Below are 19,042 nucleotides of genomic sequence, written 5' to 3'. Positions count from 1 at the left end.
AGGGAGATTGCCGCAATGAAGAAACTAATCCGTGCTGCCGCCGTCGCAGCCGCCGCAGCCCTGGCGTTGTCAGCCTGCGGCGGCGTAGGAGCCTCCAGCGACCCGGCCAACGTCAGCCCCACCGGGGAGATCAAACCCCGCGAAATTTCGTGGCTGCTGTCACGTCCGGCCGACGGGGCAGTCATCAACATCATGAAGAAGCTCGCTGACGACTATGCCAAGGACCACCCGGGCTTCGCACTGAACCTCATCACCACCCCGGACCGGCCCTCCTACATCCAGAAGCTGGAGACCCTGGCAGCAGCCAACAAGCTGCCGGAGCTCTTCGATACGGACGCCACGCCCTTCGCCCAGCAGCTGGCAAAGCAGGGCAAAATGGTGGACGCCGAGAAACTCCTGAAATCGCTGGACATCTACGATGACTACCGGCCCGGGGCACTGGACTACCAGCGCTTTGACGACGGCTCCCTGTACATGATCCCGTTCCAGTTCGAGCTGGAGTACTTCTGGTACAACAAGGCGCTGCTGCAAAAGGCCGGCGTCACGGTACCGAAGTCCCTCGATGACCTCCCGGCCATGTGCACGGCGCTGCGCAGTGCGGGGATCACGCCGATCGCCATTGACGGCCAGGACCAGTGGCCGCTGGAACGCTACGTGGCCTATCAGCCGTTCCGGGCAGCCGGCCCGGAGTTCGTCCAGAAGCTGAAGAAGGGCGAGGCGGCGTTCACCGATCCTGCCGGGCAGAAGACCGTTGAGTGGATGGCCGCACTCGGCAAGGCCAAGTGCTTCCAGGACGGCTTCTCCGCCCAGGGCTACTCGGACGCGCAGAACCAGTTCACGTCCGGCCAGGCGGCCATGTACAACATCGGCACGTGGGAGCTGCCAAGCCTGGCCACCGACAAACTGAACTCCGCAGTCCGGCACGACGTCGACTTCTTCACCCTGCCCACCACAGCCGGTTCGGCGACGGCGGCCAACGAGTTCGTCTCCCCGTCCGGCATCGGAATGGCGGTCAACGCCAAGACCTACGATCCGCTGGTGAGCGACTTCCTGAAGTTCGCCCTGGCCAAGTACCCCGCCGAGTACGCGGCCACGGGTGCCCTCTCGCCCACCACCAATGTGCAGACCACGGTCCCGGCCAACGCCACGCCGCTTTACAAGAAGGCGCTGGATACGGCGGACACCCTCGGGGCAAAGCAGGCCATGCCGTGGGACACCCAGCTGGACCCCACCACCAACGGCAGGCTCCAGCAGGAACTCGTGCTCCTGGTTCAGGGCAACATCACGCCGGAGCAGTTCACCAGCACCATGGACAGCACCATCAAGCAGAACGCCCCCAAGTTTTTCAAGTAAACCGCAGCGGCGGGGGACCGGAAGGTCCCCCGCCCGAAAGGCCCAGCCATGCTTCCCAACCGGTCAAGGACCTCAGTCCTGGTCTTCCTGCTTCCACCCTTGCTGCTCTACTGCGCAGCCGTGCTCTTCCCGATTCTCCAGTCGTTGTTCCTCAGCTTCTTTTCGTGGAACGGCATCAGCGACATGGAGTTCATCGGGCTGGACAACTACGTCCGGATGCTCACCGCCGATGACATCTTCTGGCGCTCGTTCTTCAACGCGCTCCTCTACCTGGCCATCTGCCTGGTCCTGCAGCTCGGCGGCGCCCTGGTTGTAGCCAGCCTGCTCACGTCCCTGCGCCGGGGGCGGGAGCTCATCAAGACCCTCTACCTCCTGCCCGCCGTGATCTCCACGGTGGCCATCGCGTTCCTCTTCGTGCGCATCTACTCCATCGACCCGGTGGGACTGCTCAACCAGCTGCTGCACTGGATCGGGCTCGGCACCTTCGAGCGCGCCTGGCTGTCCGACATCAACACGGTGCTTGCCGCGGTCTCCGCTCCCGAGGGCTGGCGGTTCACCGGGCTGTACATGCTCATCATCTACGCCGCGCTGATCGCCGTGCCCAAGGAGCTGGAAGAAGCTGCCGTTCTGGACGGTGCCTCAAAGTGGACGCTCTTCACGAAGATCCGCTTCCCGTACATCAGGCCGGTGTGGATCACCACCACCATCATGGCCACCACCTACGGCCTGCGCGGCTTCGACATCCCCTACCTCATGACCAACGGCGGCCCCGGCCAGTCCTCGGAACTGCTCACCACGTACATGTACAAAACAGCGTTCACCAGCACCGACTTCGGGTACGCCAGCACCATCTCCGTGTTCATCGTGATCGAGTGCCTGGTCGCCGTCGGCCTCATCCTGTTCATGCTCAAGCGGAAGGCAGACTCTTGATCACCCAAACAGCCCCGGCTACTCCACCCGCCGCCGTCGTGCCCCCCGCACCCGCCATCCCAAGGCGACGCCGGAAGCCCAGCCTGTACCGGACCCTGTCGAGGGTGCTGATCATGCTGATTGTGATCGTCCAGGTCTACCCGCTCGCCTGGCTGTTCCTGACCAGCCTGCGCACCGAGCATGACTTCGCCACCGGTGACCCGTTCGCCCTGCCCAGCTCGCTGACATGGGAGAACTACGCACGGGCGTTCGAAACGGGCGATCTCGGCAGGAACATCCTGAACAGCTTCATCGTCACCATGGGTGCCAACGTCCTGATCGTCCTGTTCGGCATGATGGCCGCCTACGCCATCCAGGTCCTTGGTTTCCGGCTGAGCAAGTTTGTCCGCGGGCTGTTCCTGATCGGAATCATTGTTCCCGTCCAGATTGCCCTGGTGCCGTTGTTCATCGACTACTCAACCGTGAACCTGCTGGACACTTATCAGTCGATGATCATCCCGCTGGCCGGCTTCGCGCTGCCCATGTCCATCTACCTGTTCTCATCGTTCTTCGAATACATTCCACGGGAAACCTACGAGGCCGCCTCCCTTGACGGCGCCGGCCCCTACCGGATCTTCGGACTGATAACGCTGCCGCTGTCGCTGAATACCGTGGTCACCGTGGTGCTGGTCAACAGCATCTTCATCTGGAACGACTTCATCTTCGCCAACACGTTCGTCCTCTCCGAAGACCTGAAAACAATCCCTCTGGGCCTGCAGAACTACATCGGCGCCATGGGCAAGGTGGACTGGACAGCCACCTTCGCTGCCGTGTGCGTCACCATCACGCCCCTGCTCCTGGTCTTCCTCGTCCTGAACAAAGCCATGATCCAGGGCCTGGAAAGCGGGGCGACAAAGGGATGACGGCCATGGCAGATGGATATACTCCTGATGGAGGACAGATGATTTCGCAGGAGAAAGACTCAGGCAACGCGGCCACCCCCGACGTTCCCGTGAGGAAAAGCCGTGCCCAGCCGGTGACCCTCCGCGAAGTAGCTGAAGCAGCCGGTGTGTCCACTGCCACGGTGTCGCTGGTGATCAACAAGAAGAAGAACGCCCGCATTGCCGAGCAGACGCGTCAGCGCGTCAAGGACGCGATCCGGCAGCTCGGGTACCGCCCAAACGCGATGGCCAAGACGCTGGTCAGCGGCACCTCACGGTTCATCGGCCTCGTCGCAGACGGTGTGGCTACCACCCCGTTCGCGGGTCAGATCATCCACGGGGCGCAGGACGAAGCCTGGAAGCACGGCTACGCGCTGCTGATCGCCAACACCGAGGGGAACCGCGACCTGGAAACGGATGCGATCGCCATGATGCTGGAGTACAAGGTGCGCGGCATCCTGTACTCCACATGGTTCCACCGTCCCACTGTCGTGCCGGAGACGCTTCGCGAGGCGGACTTCGTCCTGGTCAACTGCTTCTCGCCGGAGCCGGGCGCTGCCCGTGCCGTGGTGCCCGACGAAGAGCAAGGCGGGAAGTCCGCGACGGAAATCCTGCTCCGAGGCGGCCACCGGCGCATCGCCTTTATCAACGCCACCACCCCCGCGCCCGCCAGGGACGGACGCCTCCAGGGCTACAAGGATGCGCTGGAGGCTGCCGGAATTCCGTTCGACCCGGAGCTGGTGCTGGAAGCCTATCCGGACCAGGAAGGCGGATACGGCGCCACCGAAGAGTTACTCAAGCGCAACGTCGCCGCTGTGTACTGCTACAACGACCGGATGGCCATGGGACTATACGACGGCCTGCGGGAAAACGGGCTCTCCATTCCGGACGACATGGCTGTTGTGGGCTTCGACAACCAGGAAGTTATCGCCGCCCACCTTAGGCCGCCGCTGTCCACAGTGTCCCTGCCCCACTACGAACTCGGGGCGGCAGGAGTGCGCATGCTGCTGGGCCTGGACGAGGCCTCCAGCGACGCCGCGGTGAAGATCATGTGCCCCGCCGTTGAACGGGCATCCGTGGCTGTGCACTTGCCGGCGTAAGTTTCGGGGCTCGTGGGGAAAGCACGACGGCGGCACGCGGTTGGGTGCCCCCGTCGCCTCGGTCCGGGCGCGCTACGTTTGCCGGGCGGCCAGGACTTCCTTGATCCGGGTCAGGTAGGGCCTCATTTGGGTTTCCCACCATTGGTCGGGGTCCTCTGCAAGCACTTCGTTTGCAGGGAGTTCAATGACGGTCCCAAGAGTGAGAGTGCATCCGGTGGAGGTCGGCTCAAGGCGATAGGTCGAGCGGCTGTTCATCTCGCCCGGCGAGATGGGCCTGGTTGTTGCCCACCAAGGGCCCTCTTCACCGATGACCTCGATGACGGAAACTGAACCGTCGCGGCCGATGAAGCACTGCTGTTCCCCGACGCCGGCAGGTGTCCCCGGCACGGTGAAGGCCCGCTGCGCGTCGGTGAGCAACACGGCGCTCTCGGCCGGCCGGATCAGCGACCAAACGGTGCTGGCATCATGTTCGTAGGATTCAGAGACGTGCGCGCTGTAGGTCCTGGTGTGTCCGGCCGCGGCAGCGGCCTCCGCATTCTTGGCGGACTCCACCGCCCGCTTCTGTCGGCGATTGACCACGGCGGAAGCGATGAGCAGAGTCACCAACATGGCGGTTGCGGTCAGGATGATGCCGAGCCCTACTGCCGGCCGGCCGTAGTAGCTGATCGCTGAGGCAACCACGGCGATGGCCAGGTAGCCAGCAGTGAAGAGGACGTTGTGGAGGACTTTGACAAGCGTGATCACTTCGTCATTATGAACTGCGTCCGCCTCTGGAAGTGAGAGGCGGCTACCGCGCGGCGGAGTCCCACGCCGAACCTGCCGGAGCCCCCGAACCCGCCGGACCCCAGGAAGCGAGGAGGGCGAGCCCCGCGGCCACCGCGGCGCTGAGGACCACTGCTCCCAGCCAGAGCGAGACGGGCCAGCGGATCGCGTCCGTCACGGCGAACGCCACGAGCTGTCCCGTCCACAGGAGTGCCGCGACTCCTCCCGTGACCGCCGGCAGCCGCCTGCCCAGCCAGGCTGCCGGAAGCCGGGCCAGCAGCAGGTCAGCCACGACGGCGGCGACGGTGGCGCCCGCGGCTCCAGCAGCTGAGTACGTGTGGAAGCCCAGCATCGCGACGGGCAGCCACGCCGCCGCGGCCACCAGCAGGGTGACAACCCCGCGGACCGGACGCCTCGCCGCGGAGAGCATGAAGAGGAAGGGCGCGATGATCAGTGCGGTGGTCAGCAGGTAGCTGGCCAGGGTCACGACCACCGGCATCTCCGACTGGACGCGCCCAGGGCTGCCGAACGGCGTCGGCACAAAGAGGGCCGTTGGCCCCGGCCGGACGAAGGCGGAGACGTAGATGAGGAAGAACGCCCCCAGCCCGGTCATAAGTACGACGGCGAACAGCGCCGCCGGGGTCAGGGCCGGGTGATCGTCGGGGCTGGCTGAATGACTTGCCCGGGCGCTCCGGACCGCGGTGCCGAGGATGAGGAAGAGGCTGAAGCCCAGCAGCAGGTGGGTGGGGCTGACCAAGGCATCCAGCGAGACCTCGATGCCCAGGAGCTCGTGCCACAGCAGGTCCAGGCCGCCGGCGATGGCAAAGAGGATGAGCCCCACCACAGTTCCCCGGTAGCCGGGCGGGATGGCCCGCACCAGCGGCTGCCCCGGTGTCCGGTTCCGGAGGATTACGACGGCGGTCCACGCCGCCGTCGCCAGCATCCCGGAGTAGAGGGCGGCATGCCACGGGGTGAAGAACGTCTCCAGGCTGGGCAGGTTCAGGTGTGCCCAGCCGTCCAGGAAGACGGCCAGCACCAGCCACAGGCCCAGGAGTTCGGTGACCAGGTCGCGGGGTCCGTCGGTCCTGGTGTTGCGTGCAGTTTCGAGCATGATTGGCCACTTCCACGGAGGTGTTCGGTGAGGGGATGGCGCCTAAACCCGTGATGTTTTGTCAGCCGCAGGCTGCTTCCACAGCGCGACCGCCAGGACCGCGACCCAGAGCAGGAATGCCCCGATGCTGATCCGTTCGCTGATGCCCAGCACGAGGTTCGGTCCCGGGGCGGCCATGAACGCCACCATGCCCATCGCCGCGGAAGCGGCGAGCGAGGCGATCGAATACACGCGCATCCGGCCGTGGAACCCCGCAGCCACGAAACACATTGCCGCGACCATGAGGGCAAGCTGGACGTTGGTGGCAAGGATATGCATGGGAATGGAAGTATCGTCCCCCAGCGTCAGCGGGTACAGGGCGCCCATGATGTTCCACAGCCCGTACCCGATGAGCAGGCCGCCGGCGATGCGCAGGGCGCGGTTGCCGCGCACGGAGATCCAGAGGCCCACCCCGAACGCGGTGAACAGCACCGTGTAGAGCCAAGTGAAGGGGAGCAGAACGTCCCGGCCGGGGGAGCCGACGGCGAAGAGTTCGCTGACCATCTGCTCGGTGCGCCGGTACCCGTCCCATCTGGACGCCGCCACCACGTCTGTGGCAACCACGTACAGCAGCGATGACAGCGCTCCTGCGGAGAGGAGGGCTTTGCGGGTCACCTCATGGGGCTGACTTTCCTGCGTCGCGGCCCGCCTGCGCAGCGGGGGCTGGCGCTTGTCGATTGACATGTCCGGATGTCCTCAGAGTCCGCGGTCCGGCAGAGGTGCAGGGGCCCGCGGGCGTCCGCCCCAGCGCCTATCTGTCTTAAGCTTTGGGCCGGTTGCCGCAGGTTGATAGGGCCGAACGGCCTTGCCCCGCACCCGTATCTACCGCGGCATGTCCGGGGGACTGGGATAGGCTCCCTTGGGACCTGAACAGGCATTGCTTGGGACCGGAACAAGCATCAACTGTGAGGGTGGGGAATACGTTGGATCTGCTGGGCGGCCTGAGCCGCGACGAACTCCGCAACTTTTGTTGGATTGCGGCCGCCGGCTTCGCGCTTGTGGCCGGCCTCTGGCGTTGGCGCAGGCTCCACTGGACCGCGCTGGGAACCGTACTGCTCTTCGCGGCCCTCAACGCGGGTGCCGGGATCTACGTCCTGAACACTTTCCGTGACTCGCGCTGGTCGGCAGGGGGAGAACCGCCCCTGAGCGCTCCGTCGTTTTCCGAGACGCCGATCGTGGGGGAGTACTTTGGCCCCCTGGACTCCGCTCTGCAGGGCGTGGTCGGTGGGGTGAACGACTTCCTGGCATTCAAGCAGGCACTTCCCATAGCCATGGACTTCCTTGCCGTGTCCGGCTGGGCCCTGCTGCTCTCGTTCCCGCTCGCCGTTCTCGCCGCAGTCATTAGTTTTGCCATGGCCAGGCGCCGATCGGCGGATTTCGAAAAATACCGCACCAAAGTTGACCTGCTCGAAGATGAGCTTGAGCAGGTCAAGCGGCAGATCTCTGCAGCGGCGGTTAGCTGCCACTCGGAACTTCCCGCACAAGACGAAGCCACTTTTGCGCAACCCCGCCTTTCGGGCCGAGGGTGATCACATGTGGAGGCAGCGGCCGCTGTAGGTGGGTGGCACGCTGCTACAGGCGCTCGGCACGCATTTATTGGTGCCCCTAGGTTCTAACCGTCTGTATGGGGCGAACATATACCCTCCAGAACAGCAGAATGGCGGGGTGGTCAGCCATATCAGCTTGGACACCCCGCCATCATTGCTTAGGTTCTTACTTACTCCAGGTACTGCCCGAGCAGCTTGCGTGCGCTCCCGCTCCCGAGCCTGTGTTCTTGCCCGCGCTCTTTCCGTCAATAAGGATGTCGCAGCTAACAGATGCGCTCGGGTCGCTGAAATCGCCCGAAACGCTCAAGCTGGCGATATTGAATTCCTTGGATGTTACCGATTTATTCCAGTCAGCCGTGATTTTTTCGGATGACGAACCACCGGGAGTCCAATAGCTGATACTTGCAGGACCCGAGGTTGTGACGACATATTCAACTGTGTGCTCTGCGTTTAGTTCAGCATCGACCGCCTGCACGCCGGCACCTATTGCTGCTGTCATGACTCCGGCGATGATGAGGCTAATAATGCCAAGGACGGCGCCCGCGATTGCCATTCCTTTCTTCCTGTTCTTCAGAAAGAATGCAATGACGCCCAGCAGGATCGCGACTGGTCCCAGAAAAAAAGCTGCCATGCCGATCAAAGGAATGACGCTCAGGACTGCGGCAACAATGCCGACGACCAAGGCTGCTACACCCAGCCCGTTGCCCTGTTTCGGTTGTGGAATTGGAGCGTAACCCGTTGGTTGATACGCCTGTTGTGTTCCTGACTGACCCGTAAAAGTCGGGTTTTGGTGCTGACCGGACATGGTGTCCCCCTTCTATGCCTCAGTGAATGAACGTGGATCTGCGTAGCCAGAAATTATTCCAATACTCGGATACAGGTGCGACCTCAAGACTTCAGTTTTCTCGGCTGGAAGCTCAACGTTGAGCTTTCTGATAGTCGAAGGAAAAACTGAAAGATAACTCTCCTTCTTTCCTGGAATGGAATTCTGGTACAGCCGAAGCATAACCGGACGCGCGGACAATCTGCAGGCCTTGAGTAAAACCAAGGGAATTCTTGAGCTAAAAATGCCGACGTGGGTTATATGCTCCTACTCAAAAGGCTCGTCCGCGACGGAGCGGTGGCTGGCATTGGTTGATAGGGGACAAACATGCAGCGCTATAACCCTCCGAGTAACTGGCCCTCTCCGCCGAACGGATGGCAGCCACCTCCCGACTGGCAGCCCGATCCTAGCTGGGGCCCGGCACCGCCGAATCATCAATTTTGGGTCGATCAGCCACTGGAGGACCCGCACCCAGAGCAACGGGGAAAGGCCGTCACTATTACAGCCCTTGTCCTCGCTGGAGTTGCTCTGCTTCTCTGCTGGGTCCCTATCGTGAATAACGCAGTATTCTTCCTAGGCTTCATCGCCGTCGTTCTGGCCATTATCGCTCTGGTAATCACAGTTCGTGGGCGCTCGACGATGCGGGGAATGGCTATAGCATCGCTGGTCGTCGGCGTTTTTTCGCTTGTCGGAGTGCTTTCCACCCAAGCGCTCTATTCCTCGATGCTGGATAGTGTTTCGGATGCTGTCACCGGATCCGACGAGAACGTCTCTAAGGCTGTGGAAACGTCAGCGGCGAAGTCATCCTCCGGCTCAGACCCTGCAACGGCACCGACTGCCAGCACAGTCGCAGGCTCGGTAAGCCAACCGCTCGCTGTCGGCACGGTTGCGACTGTTGGAAAGGAATACCAGGTCGCAGTTACTTCGGTGAAATTGGACGCCAATGCGGATGTTCTGGCTGCTAATCGGTTCAATGATGCGCCAAAGGGACAATACATTCTTGTCGGCTTGACTGTTACTTACGTCGGATCCCAAGAAGGCACTCCCTGGATCGATTTGTCCGAAACCTTCGTCGGCACTGACGCCAGACAATACGACGCATCAGATTGCGATGCTGTCGTTGACCAGGGGGTTATGGATGTCCCTACGTTGGAGAACGGTGGCAGCGCCTCCTACCAGCTCTGCATGGACGTGCCGGCTGCCGCCATTGAAGGCGGCAAAATCTTCGTTGAGCAGTCCATATCATTCAACGATAAGACCCGTGTTTACTGGGCGATTCGGTAGGTCCCTGACGCGATCGGTTTGCAGCGCCAGTCGAACTTCGACAACATCGCACAGGTGGCCAAAGGTCCGCCAGTGACCGGATGATTGCCGACTCGGCACCGAGCGCACGGGCGCTGCAGCTGAAGTACACCTCGGGGGATCAGCATAGGTTCTGGGTGCCGTACTGGTTTGGTTGGGCGTCGGGTAGCACCCACGGCACACCTGTATCCTGAAAAGGCAGGTTGAATGGCTACAGCGGCCATCAACCGAGCTCGGTTCGCGGCCGGATGACGGTCCGGAATCCTGGACCGTAGCCATCCACGTCGTGGAATCATCGCCGCAATCGTCAGTCGCCGATCGGCTCCTCTGACGCTTGGAATGGATCCTTATCACTACCGAGACGCCAGCTCCCGCAGGAATCCCGACGTCGGCCCTCAACCCCGCGCCCACAGCCGCGGGGGATGATGCCGCCGCCGTGACCTGGGCCGAGGCCGGAGAGAGCAGGACCGCGCGATGGCGTTCGGCAAACGGCAGGCCGGCGCCGACGCGCGTCGAAGTGGTTACCGACTCCCTCACGGCCGATGATGCGATCCGGATGGCGTCACAGGGGATCGCGATGCTCTGGCACGGTGACTTCCACAACGCACGGCAGATCCTCAACGCCCTGGACCGCCGGGTCGGCGCCGGCAAGAGGACCACAGCAACTCCGGCCGAGAAGTTCTACCGGCACCGCCAGTCCCGCTCCCACCGTGCACGTATTCTCGGCCTCCTGCTGGTTCCGCTTGATCCGGGCCCGGTGGTGCCGTTGCGCCGCGCACCGGACATCCGGCAGGCCGCCGCCGAAGCGTACGGTGATATCGGCGAATCCTCCGTCGTGTCCCTGCATGAGCTTGTCGGGGCCATTGGCGCCCACGAGTGGCGGCGTAATGGCGTCCACGTCGATGCCCTGCAGGGCCGCATCCACCCGCACTACGGCACGTTCTTCCCCACCCGGAGCGAGTATGTGGATCTCGTCGCCGCCGCTGCGCTGCCCTCCGACACGTTGGCGTTCGACGTCGGGACCGGCACCGGTGTGCTCGCTGCCGTCCTCGCGCGCCGCGGCGTGCGCCGCGTGGTGGCGACGGACAATGAGCCGCGTGCCATCGCCTGTGCCGCTGAGAATTTCCGGAACCTCGGCGTCCAGGACCGTGCCGAGGCCGTCCTGACCGACATGTTCCCGCCCGGACGGGCGCCGCTGATCGTGTGCAACCCGCCCTGGATTCCGGCCACTCCGCATTCCAGCCTGGACAGCGCAGTCTACGACCCCGGAAGCAGAATGCTGTTCCGCTTCCTGAACGAACTCTCCGACCATCTTGAGCCGGGCGGGGAGGGCTGGCTTGTCCTCTCCGACCTGGCCGAGCACCTTGGCTTGCGGTCGCGTGAGGATCTGCTGGCCGCCATCGAGGCGGCCGGCCTAAAGGTAATGGAACGGCTCGACACCAAGCCAACGCATCCGAAGGCATCGGACCGGGACGATCCCCTGTTCGAGGCGCGCTCGGCCGAGGTCACGTCCCTGTGGCGGCTTGCTCCCCGATAGTCAGAACCTTCCGCCGTCGGGAATCACGACGGCGGCCCGCCCGCTGGGCCCGGTCCGTCCAACAGCGCGCTGGTGCTGCTCTGGGGCACCACCACGTGAACGGCGTTGCGCTGGACGGTAAAGTCGGCGGGCGTGGTGGTGGCGATCTCGCCGTCGAGGTTCACCGGCAGCGGCGGCTCGGTGACCAGCCGAACGTGCCGGCTTGTCAGGTGGTGCACCCGGTCGTGTTCGATGAAGCTTCCGTCCTTGAGCAGCCGTGCGATGCTCACATGCTCCCGGAGCGGACCCGCCAGGATGGCATAGATGTCCAGGAGGTGGTCATCGATCCCGGCGGTGGGGGAGACCGTGTTGCCGCCGCCGTAGTGCCGGCCGTTGCCGACCGCCACCTGAAGCAGGTTGTCCAGTTCCATCGGCTCGTGGTCGCCCTCGGGGAATTCGAGGCGTGCCCGGAACGGCTTGTGCCGGGCATAGGCCCGAAGCGTGGCGATGCTGTACGCCAGCGGCCCGATGTACCGCTTCAGGCGGGGGCTCAGAGCCTCCGTCACAGCCACCGATAGGCCCACGGACGCGACGTTGAGGAACGGCTCGCCGTTGGCCCGGCCGAGGTCGATGTCCACCACCTTCCCTTCGGCGACGGTGGCGCACGCCTCGGCAAGGTTGTTCGGTATCTCCAGCGTGCGGGCGAAGTCGTTGGCGGTGCCCAGCGGAAGAACGCCGAGCGCAACGTTGGTGCCGGCAACCCGGCCGGCGGCGTAGGACACGGTCCCGTCGCCGCCGCCGACAACCACCAGATCGTGGCCGTCCGCAAGAACCCGGTCAAGCGTCCCGGCCAGCTCGCCGCCGGACAGCACGTGGTGCACGGCTGAGATGGGCACGCCTGCTTTCCGCATCGTGTCCACGGCAAGTTCGTGTGCAGCTCCTCTGCGTGATCCGGCGTTGATGACGACGGCGGCAGAGCGGGCGTCCCGGGCAGCATTCATGAGGGCCATGTTAGGGCGGGGACCTGTGGGTTTCCTATGGCGGGAGATACATCCGAGGCACTCAGTCGTAGTCTCTCGGCCCGCGACGCCGGGGACCTTGGACTCTACCCCCGACGCCGGCACGAGCGTCCGATGGAACCATGACAGCTGGAACCGAACCCCGCACGCTCACAGGGTAGGGCGCGGCACGGTTCGGTTCGGCGAGGCAGTGAAAGGAAAGGCAGATGACCAGTACCGGTTCGTTCTTGATAGTTGTCGGTGTTGACGGTTCCGAATATTCCCGGGCTGCACTGGACTGGGCCATGGATGAGGCCCGGCAGCGCAATGGCCAGCTCCGCCTGGTCACAGCATGGAATAAGCCCCCGATGGCGTGGTATCCCGCTGTCCTGGAAACGGCGGCAGGTGAGATTGCGGCCGAAGAGTCCCCGGAGCAAGTCGCACGGGCACGACAGGGTGAGGCACTGAAGACCACCGCAGACGGAGGCGTGGCCGCGGCTGGGGAGCTGGTAGACACTCCTTCACCTGCTTCGGCAATTCTGGACGCCGCCAAGGACGCGGATCTTATTGTCGTCGGATCCCGGGGTCATGGGGGATTTCCGGGTTTGCACCTGGGCTCGGTCTCCACCCAGGTTGTCACCCACGCTCAGTGTCCTGTCCTGGTGGTTCACCGCAAAGCGTGATTCTCCTGGAGCTTGCTGCTCCGGGATGGCTGGCGGGCACCGTTAAGAACGCCGGAATCCCCGGGAAGATTGGCTCTTGCGCCTTCGGAAAACTAGGCGTAACACTGTTAATACGTTCTTCGAAAGAAGGACGGGAACGAACAACAGGGAACCTTGGAACACACTGTGGATCTGATCCGCGTGGTCTGCCGATGACGAGGCAGGAAACACCAGAATTCCCGCAAGTTCGGGAGATGATGTTCGTCATAACGGAATCAAAACAGTCGAAGCCCCTTCAGCCTTGCTGGTGGGGCTTCCCCTTTTTGCGTTCGACGGCGGCGAGGTCGTGTCGCTGTGGCGGCTTCTTCCCCGCTAGCCCGCCACGGCTGCCTTCGCCTCCTGCTTGGCCTGCATCCATTCGCTCATCCACGGGGCCCGGACGCTCGACGTGATCCGGCAGTCGGCCACGAAGGTCCCCTTCGCGCCGGCGTCGATCCAGTCCTGAAGCGCGGAAAGGTCCCCCAGTGAGCGGATGATCGCGGACTCAGCACCCAAAGCGCGGGCGATGCCGCTGAAGTCCACCTCCGGGATCAGCATCGGCTTTTCGGTCAGGCCCTGAGAGCCGTACTGGTGGATCTCGGCTCCGTAAGCGGCATCGTTGTAGATCACCACGATGGCGCTGCTCGCCGCCCCGATCAGCGATTCGAGGTCGGACAAGCCCATCAGGAAACCGCCGTCGCCCGAGGCCAGGACCAGGGTGCGGCCGTCCTCCAGCGCACGGGCTGCCCCGACGGCGCTGGCAAGGCCCAACCCGATGGCCTGGTAGGCGGTGCCCACCATCACCAGGTCCTGGGGCCGCGGGATGTTCCAGTACATGGGGGCCCAGCCGACGAAGTGCCCGCCGTCCTGGACCACCGTGCGGCGCTCCGGCAGCACGGCATCCAGCGCCGTGGCCAGGGAGCGCGGGTCCAGCCGGCCGTCCGGCGTCTCCGCTGAACCTGCGTGGTGGGCCGGTCCCTCGGCCAGACGCAGGACGGCCTCCGCACGCCAGGCTTCCGCGCGGCCGGCGTCCGCAGAGGCCGTGCCATCCAGCATCCGGAGGATGCGTCCCGTAGCGGACTTCACGTCTGCGCTGACGAACGTGTCCACCCGGGGGTGCGTCGGCTGCAGGGCGGCGTCGATCTGGATGACGGTGCTGTCCGGGCCGAGCAGGTGCCCGAACCGCATGGTGAAGGGGCTCAGGCTTGCCCCGGCCACCAGGACCACATCGGCCTCGCCCATGAGCCCGGCCGCGGTGTCGGTGCCGAAGCCGCCCGCGACGCCCAAGTACCCCTCGCCTTTGAGGAGGTTGAGCGCCAGGGCGGTTCCGGCGGTCAGTGCGCCGAGGCGGTCGGCGAGCTCCCGGAGCTCCGGGCCGGCGCCGGCGAGATGCGCACCGCGGCCGGCGAGGATCAGCGGCCGCTTCGCCCCAGCGAGCAGGCGGGCTACCTGCCCAAGGCCGCCGTCGACGTCGTCAATCACCGCCGGTGCCAGCGGCGCCGGAAGCGCTTCGTCCCCAGCCTCGAGTGCGGCGAGGTCATAGGGGATGGCAATCACGACGGCGGTGCGTTTGGTGAGTGCGTACTCCACCGCCTGCTGTGTGATGGAGCCCGCGGCGTCGCGGGTGACGGTGAAGGTGGCCGCGCCGAGTGCTGCGGCGATGGCTGCCTGGTCCACGTCCTGGGGCCGGGCGCCGCTGCTCGGAGCGTCCCCGGTGACCAGCACGACGGGGATTTGCGCCTGGACCGACTCGGCGAGGGCGGTGAGTGCGTTGGTGTAGCCAGGGCCGTAGGTGGTGGTGCCTGCGGCGAGGCGTCCTGACGTCCGGTAGTAGGCGTCGGCCGCGGCGATGGCGGCGCCTTCATGGCGGACGGCGGAGAAGCGGAGGCCCAGCTTTTCCGCGGCGTCCAGGAAGTAGACGTTTCCGTTGCCCATGACGCCGAAGACGTCGCTGACATAGCTGCTGAGAACCTGCGCCACGCGGCCGGAGACGGTAAGTGAAGTCATGCAGGAATCATGTGGGCTGGTTCACAGATAGGCAAGAGAGCGGAATTTGATTGGGATATTTGGCAGGCAAATGCAGGGATGAGTGAAAATTTGCCCACTTGTGGTGCGCATCACCCGTGTTTAGTGCGAGGGGCGGGATTCCTGCTCCGAGAGCCGGCTCAGGAGGCCGTCGTAGCGGGGCGGCATGAGTTCTAGTACGGAAATGGCCGTGCTGGTCCGCTGGATCCCCTCAATTTCCAGGATCTCGTTGGTGATGCGGTAGAGATCCGCCGTACTGCGGGCCACCACTTTGGCCATGAGGTCCGCGTCGCCGGTGGTGGCGTGCACCTCGATGACCTCCGGGATCGCGGCGAGCCCGTCTTCCACCGCACCGGTCCGGGTCTGGCTGATGGACAGCGAGAGGAAGGCCATCAGATCATAGCCGAGCGCTGCGGGATCCAGCCTCCGGCTGAAGGAGCGGAGGGCGCCGCTGCGCTCGAGCCGTGCCAGCCGGGCGTGGACGGTGTTCCGTGCGACGCCGAGGGTGCGCGAGAGTGCAAGGGCGCTGGCTTCCGGATCCTTGTCGAGGGCCAGGATGATCCTGCCGTCGAGGGAATCCAGGGTGCGGGGGTTCGGGATGGTCATATTTTCACCACGGTTACTAGAAGTTGAGCAGAAGTCCCAATGCTTTGAGGGTATCTTGCATTGTGTGGCGGATCACAATCATGATCAGTCCTCATGACCCGTGATCAGATCCTGACCGCACCGGACACCGCGCTTCCCGCCCTTCGCGGCGCGGTGGCCGGACTTCCGCCCTACGTTCCGGGCCGGCGCAGCGCCGGCGCGGACATTGCCGCCCTCGCCAGCAACGAAAGCCACTACGAACCTTTGCCCGCGGCCGCCGCCGCGGTGGCCGCAGCGGCGGGTACCATGAACCGCTACCCGGACAGTGCCGCCGTCGAACTCCGCGAACGGATTGCCAGTCACCTCGGCGTCACGGCTGACGAGGTCGCGGTGGGACCCGGCAGCGTCGGCGTCCTCCAGCAGATCATCACCGGCCTGTGCGACGCCGGGGATGAAGTGATCTTCGCGTGGCGTTCCTTCGAGGCCTACCCCATCCTGGTTGAGCTGGCAGGCGCACGGCCGGTCCGCATCCCGCTGGACAGCGCTGAGGGCCACGATCTCGAGGCCATGGCTGCGGCCGTCACTGCCCGCACGAAGGTGATCCTGCTCTGCACCCCCAACAATCCGACCGGCGTGCCCATCAGCCATGACCGCATCGAGGCCTTCCTGCAGTCCGTCCGCTCCGACATCCTCGTGGTGATCGACGAGGCCTATGTGGAATACGCCGAAGCGGGCAGCGGCCCCGATAGCCTGGCGCTCTACCGCCGGTTCCCGAACGTCTGCATCCTGCGCACCTTCTCGAAGGCCTACGGACTCGCCGGCCTGCGCGTGGGATACGCCGTGGCGGCGCCGGGCATCGCCGAGGGACTGCGGCGGACTGCACTTCCCTTCTCCGTGAGCGCGCTGGCCCAGAAGGCGGCCATCGCATCGCTGGACGCGGGGGAGGAGATGGAAGCACGCGTGGCAGCCGTCAGGAAGGAGCGCACCCGGATGGCCGCGCAGCTGGAAGCCCTGGGCTGGAAACTGCAGCCGAGCCAGGGCAATTTCCTGTGGATCCGTGCCGATGAACATTTGCTCGCGAGGCTGGTGGCCGCGTTCGACGCCGCCGGCATCATGGTCCGGGCGTACCAGGGCGACGGCGTGCGGATCACCGTTGCCGATCCCGCCTCCAACGATCTCGTGCTTCGGCTTTTGGAAGCGCACGCAGCCTCGACAATCGACTGACCCTTTACCAACCAACCGTTCCGCCTACAACCAGAGGACTCCCCATGGAACAACAGACAAAGACGTCTGGCCGCGCACTGGGCGCGGCACTCAAACCCCGCCAGCTGACCATGATGGGCCTCGGAAGCGCCATCGGCGCAGGCCTCTTCATCGGCTCCGGCGCCGGCATCCAGGCCGCCGGCCCGGCCGTGCTGATCTCCTACCTCGTGGCCGGAACCCTCATCATCCTGGTGATGTGGGCCCTCGGCGAGATGGCCGCCGCCAACCCGGACAGCGGCGCCTTCTCCGTCTACACCGCCAAGGCCTACGGGCCGGTGGCCGGTGCCACGGTGGGCTGGCTGTGGTGGCTGCAGCTCGTGGTGGTCATCGCGGCCGAAGCGCTCGGTGCGGCGGGCCTGCTGGCCACCATCTTCCCGGCCCTGCCGGTGTGGCTCGTGGCCTTCATCTTCATCGTGGTGCTCACCGCGGTGAACCTCACCAGTGTGAAGAACTTCGGCGAGTTCGAGTTCTGGTTCGCCCTGCTCAAGGTGGCGGCAATCGTCGGGTTCCTCCTGGTGGGCGCTGCCCTGCTCTTCGGCTGGCTGCCGGGCGTGCAGTCCCCGGGCCTGACCAACTTCACCGGCGCCGGATTTGCACCCAGCGGTTTCGCCGGGATTGCCACGGCCCTGTTTGTGGTGGCGTTCGCGTTCGGCGGCACTGAGATTGTTTCCGTGGCGGCAGCTGAGACGGCTGAGCCTGCCCGCAGCGTGAAGAAAGCAGTCCGGACGGTGCTGTGGCGCATCCTGGTCTTCTACATCGGTGCAATCTTCGTGATCGCGGCCGTGGTTCCCGTGGGTTCGGCGGGGCTGAAGAGCCCGTTCGCCGCGGTGCTGGATGCGGCCGGCATGCCCGGCGCGGCCACCGCCATCACTCTGGTAGCCGTCGCAGCGCTGCTCTCCGCCCTCAACGCCAACCTCTACGGTGCCTCCCGGATGGCCTACTCCCTCGCTGAGCGGGGCGAAGCACCGCGCATGCTCGCCTCGGTGTCCACGGCCCGTGTCCCGGTTGTGGCAGTCCTGGCCAGCGTCGCCTTCGGCGTTGTCACGGTGGTGCTGGAGCTGGCTTTCCCCGAAAAGGTCCTTCCCGTCCTGCTCAACATCGTGGGCTCGACGTGCCTGCTGGTGTGGACGTCAGCGCTCCTGGCCCAGCTCGCGCTGCGCCTCCGCGCCGACCGCGACGGGACGGAGCTTCCCCTGCGGATGCCCGGCTTCCCGTGGCTCACGGTGTTTGGTCTGGTCATCCTCGCCGCGATCTTCACGGTCGGCTTCATCGGCGAGGACTCCCGTCCCCAGCTCCTGAGCACGTTCGTACTCGTGGCGCTTCTGGCGGTGGCGAACTGGCTTTACCACCGGAACGGGAAGGTTGCGCCGGTCGTTGAGGCTTCGGATGGTGCCAAGGAGCCTGTACTCATCGACTGAATCAGGGGCTGCGGACACTTTCGTAGGTTCGGTGATCGCGGAGGGCGCGTCCGGCTTTGGCCGGGGCGCGCCCTCCGCGACTCGGTCGGGCGCGGCTGGTCGTCAAGAACGGACGCACGAACGTCGGGTTGCCGTAGGGGTTCTGTAAGTACCGCTAACCCTTCCCTTGCTAACGAAGCACGTCTGATCGGCCAGCGACTTGGGGTGGAATCGTACATAATTGTATTTGCCACTAAACGGGAGGCCCCTGCCAACGAACCTTGACGGGCGCGCACACGAGGTCGGCGCTGAGTTTGTCCAGCCAGGGCGGGACAGTGAGACATTTAAGGAGCCGTTATACGAAGTGGCTCGAATCAGGGAAAGAAGAAGATGTATGAGCGATCCGCGGAACAAGCTGAAATCAATGGGGAGATCGTTTATGGTTTCACTTGCTACTGCCGCCCAGGAGGTGCTGGGTCGAGATGCTGCCCTTAGTACCCTCAAGATAGATACCAAGAATAACGACTATAAAGATGTGATTGGGAAGCTAGCCTACGCGATCGTTGAGCTGCAAGAACAGGTTGCAGAGTTGAGGGCTGAGGTTGTGGAGCTACAGAAGGATTCAGGAACTGCTTAGAGGGAAAGAGCCGAAAGAGAAACCCCTGGTAGC

18 protein-coding genes are annotated in these 19,042 nt (G+C 64.5%); 11 read left to right on the top strand and 7 right to left on the bottom strand.

Going from position 1 to position 19,042, the window contains the following annotated elements:
- Nucleotides 1-15 precede the first annotated feature (15 nt).
- From AC6JAC_RS16985 to AC6JAC_RS16970, 4 genes are read left to right on the top strand one after another with little or no spacing between them, the layout of a single operon-like run.
- Nucleotides 16-1,353, top strand: coding sequence for an ABC transporter substrate-binding protein (locus AC6JAC_RS16985; protein WP_497965660.1), 1,338 nt, complete (start codon nt 16-18; stop codon nt 1,351-1,353).
- A 48-nt stretch (nt 1,354-1,401) separates the two neighbouring features.
- Nucleotides 1,402-2,283, top strand: a complete 882-nt coding sequence (locus tag AC6JAC_RS16980; protein ID WP_497965658.1) for a carbohydrate ABC transporter permease — start codon at nt 1,402-1,404, stop codon at nt 2,281-2,283.
- Nucleotides 2,280-3,185 carry a carbohydrate ABC transporter permease gene (locus AC6JAC_RS16975; protein WP_497965656.1) on the top strand — a complete coding sequence of 302 codons (906 nt, stop codon included), beginning with the start codon at nt 2,280-2,282 and terminating at the stop codon, nt 3,183-3,185. The genes AC6JAC_RS16980 and AC6JAC_RS16975 overlap by 4 nt, the downstream gene beginning before the upstream one ends.
- 38 nt (nt 3,186-3,223) lie before the next feature.
- Nucleotides 3,224-4,303, top strand: coding sequence for a LacI family DNA-binding transcriptional regulator (locus tag AC6JAC_RS16970; protein ID WP_497965654.1), 1,080 nt, complete (start codon nt 3,224-3,226; stop codon nt 4,301-4,303).
- Between the two features lie 72 nt (nt 4,304-4,375).
- Here AC6JAC_RS16970 and AC6JAC_RS16965 read toward each other — a convergent pair whose 3' ends face one another.
- From AC6JAC_RS16965 to AC6JAC_RS16955, 3 genes are read right to left on the bottom strand one after another with little or no spacing between them, the layout of a single operon-like run.
- Nucleotides 4,376-5,047: a hypothetical protein gene (locus tag AC6JAC_RS16965; protein ID WP_497965652.1), complete on the bottom strand. Its 672-nt coding sequence runs from the start codon at nt 5,045-5,047 to the stop codon at nt 4,376-4,378.
- Between the two features lie 43 nt (nt 5,048-5,090).
- Nucleotides 5,091-6,176 (bottom strand): hypothetical protein, encoded by a 1,086-nt coding sequence (locus AC6JAC_RS16960; RefSeq protein ID WP_497965650.1) that lies wholly within the window; start codon nt 6,174-6,176, stop codon nt 5,091-5,093.
- A 42-nt stretch (nt 6,177-6,218) separates the two neighbouring features.
- Entirely contained in the window at nt 6,219-6,899 is a 681-nt protein-coding gene (locus AC6JAC_RS16955; protein WP_497965648.1) for a DUF998 domain-containing protein, read from the bottom strand.
- A 227-nt stretch (nt 6,900-7,126) separates the two neighbouring features.
- Here AC6JAC_RS16955 and AC6JAC_RS16950 point away from each other — a divergent pair, with 227 nt between their 5' ends.
- Entirely contained in the window at nt 7,127-7,744 is a 618-nt protein-coding gene (locus tag AC6JAC_RS16950; RefSeq protein WP_497965646.1) for a hypothetical protein, read from the top strand.
- A gap of 184 nt (nt 7,745-7,928) precedes the next feature.
- On the opposite strand, the gene AC6JAC_RS16945 is transcribed toward AC6JAC_RS16950, so the two are convergent.
- A complete protein-coding gene (locus AC6JAC_RS16945; protein ID WP_497965644.1) occupies nt 7,929-8,567 on the bottom strand; it encodes a DUF4190 domain-containing protein in 639 nt (212 codons plus the stop codon).
- Nucleotides 8,568-9,137: 570 nt separating this feature from the next.
- On the opposite strand from AC6JAC_RS16945, the gene AC6JAC_RS16940 reads away from it, so the two are divergent.
- Together AC6JAC_RS16940 and AC6JAC_RS16935 are read left to right on the top strand one after the other, a co-directional pair.
- A complete protein-coding gene (locus AC6JAC_RS16940) occupies nt 9,138-9,869 on the top strand; it encodes a DUF4190 domain-containing protein (protein ID WP_497965642.1) in 732 nt (243 codons plus the stop codon).
- A 454-nt stretch (nt 9,870-10,323) separates the two neighbouring features.
- Nucleotides 10,324-11,424, top strand: a complete 1,101-nt coding sequence (locus tag AC6JAC_RS16935) for a methyltransferase (protein ID WP_497966852.1) — start codon at nt 10,324-10,326, stop codon at nt 11,422-11,424.
- 23 nt (nt 11,425-11,447) lie between these two features.
- Here the strand turns inward: AC6JAC_RS16935 and AC6JAC_RS16930 are convergent, their stop codons facing one another.
- Complete coding sequence (locus AC6JAC_RS16930; RefSeq protein WP_497965640.1) at nt 11,448-12,404, bottom strand: lipid kinase; 957 nt, start codon at nt 12,402-12,404, stop codon at nt 11,448-11,450.
- A 224-nt stretch (nt 12,405-12,628) separates the two neighbouring features.
- Here AC6JAC_RS16930 and AC6JAC_RS16925 point away from each other — a divergent pair, with 224 nt between their 5' ends.
- A complete protein-coding gene (locus AC6JAC_RS16925) occupies nt 12,629-13,084 on the top strand; it encodes a universal stress protein (RefSeq protein WP_497965638.1) in 456 nt (151 codons plus the stop codon).
- Nucleotides 13,085-13,435: 351 nt separating this feature from the next.
- On the opposite strand, the gene AC6JAC_RS16920 is transcribed toward AC6JAC_RS16925, so the two are convergent.
- Both AC6JAC_RS16920 and AC6JAC_RS16915 read right to left on the bottom strand, forming a co-directional pair.
- Entirely contained in the window at nt 13,436-15,109 is a 1,674-nt protein-coding gene (locus tag AC6JAC_RS16920; protein ID WP_497965636.1) for a thiamine pyrophosphate-binding protein, read from the bottom strand.
- A gap of 120 nt (nt 15,110-15,229) precedes the next feature.
- The gene (locus tag AC6JAC_RS16915) at nt 15,230-15,733 is read right to left on the bottom strand and encodes an Lrp/AsnC family transcriptional regulator (protein ID WP_028272046.1); all 504 of its coding nucleotides are present in this window, start codon (nt 15,731-15,733) and stop codon (nt 15,230-15,232) included.
- Nucleotides 15,734-15,826: 93 nt separating this feature from the next.
- Between AC6JAC_RS16915 and hisC the strand changes: the two genes are divergently transcribed.
- The 3 genes from hisC (at nt 15,827) to AC6JAC_RS16900 (ending at nt 19,009) form a co-directional block, all read left to right on the top strand.
- Nucleotides 15,827-16,936: a histidinol-phosphate transaminase gene (gene hisC, locus AC6JAC_RS16910; RefSeq protein WP_497965634.1), complete on the top strand. Its 1,110-nt coding sequence runs from the start codon at nt 15,827-15,829 to the stop codon at nt 16,934-16,936.
- A 44-nt stretch (nt 16,937-16,980) separates the two neighbouring features.
- Nucleotides 16,981-18,393 carry an amino acid permease gene (locus AC6JAC_RS16905; protein WP_497965632.1) on the top strand — a complete coding sequence of 471 codons (1,413 nt, stop codon included), beginning with the start codon at nt 16,981-16,983 and terminating at the stop codon, nt 18,391-18,393.
- Nucleotides 18,394-18,766: 373 nt separating this feature from the next.
- Nucleotides 18,767-19,009, top strand: coding sequence for a hypothetical protein (locus AC6JAC_RS16900; RefSeq protein ID WP_497965630.1), 243 nt, complete (start codon nt 18,767-18,769; stop codon nt 19,007-19,009).
- Nucleotides 19,010-19,042: the final 33 nt, after the last annotated feature.

The organism is Arthrobacter sp. KUASC02 (assembly GCF_059739395.1).
This window is presented reverse-complemented; position numbering and strand designations above follow the sequence as displayed.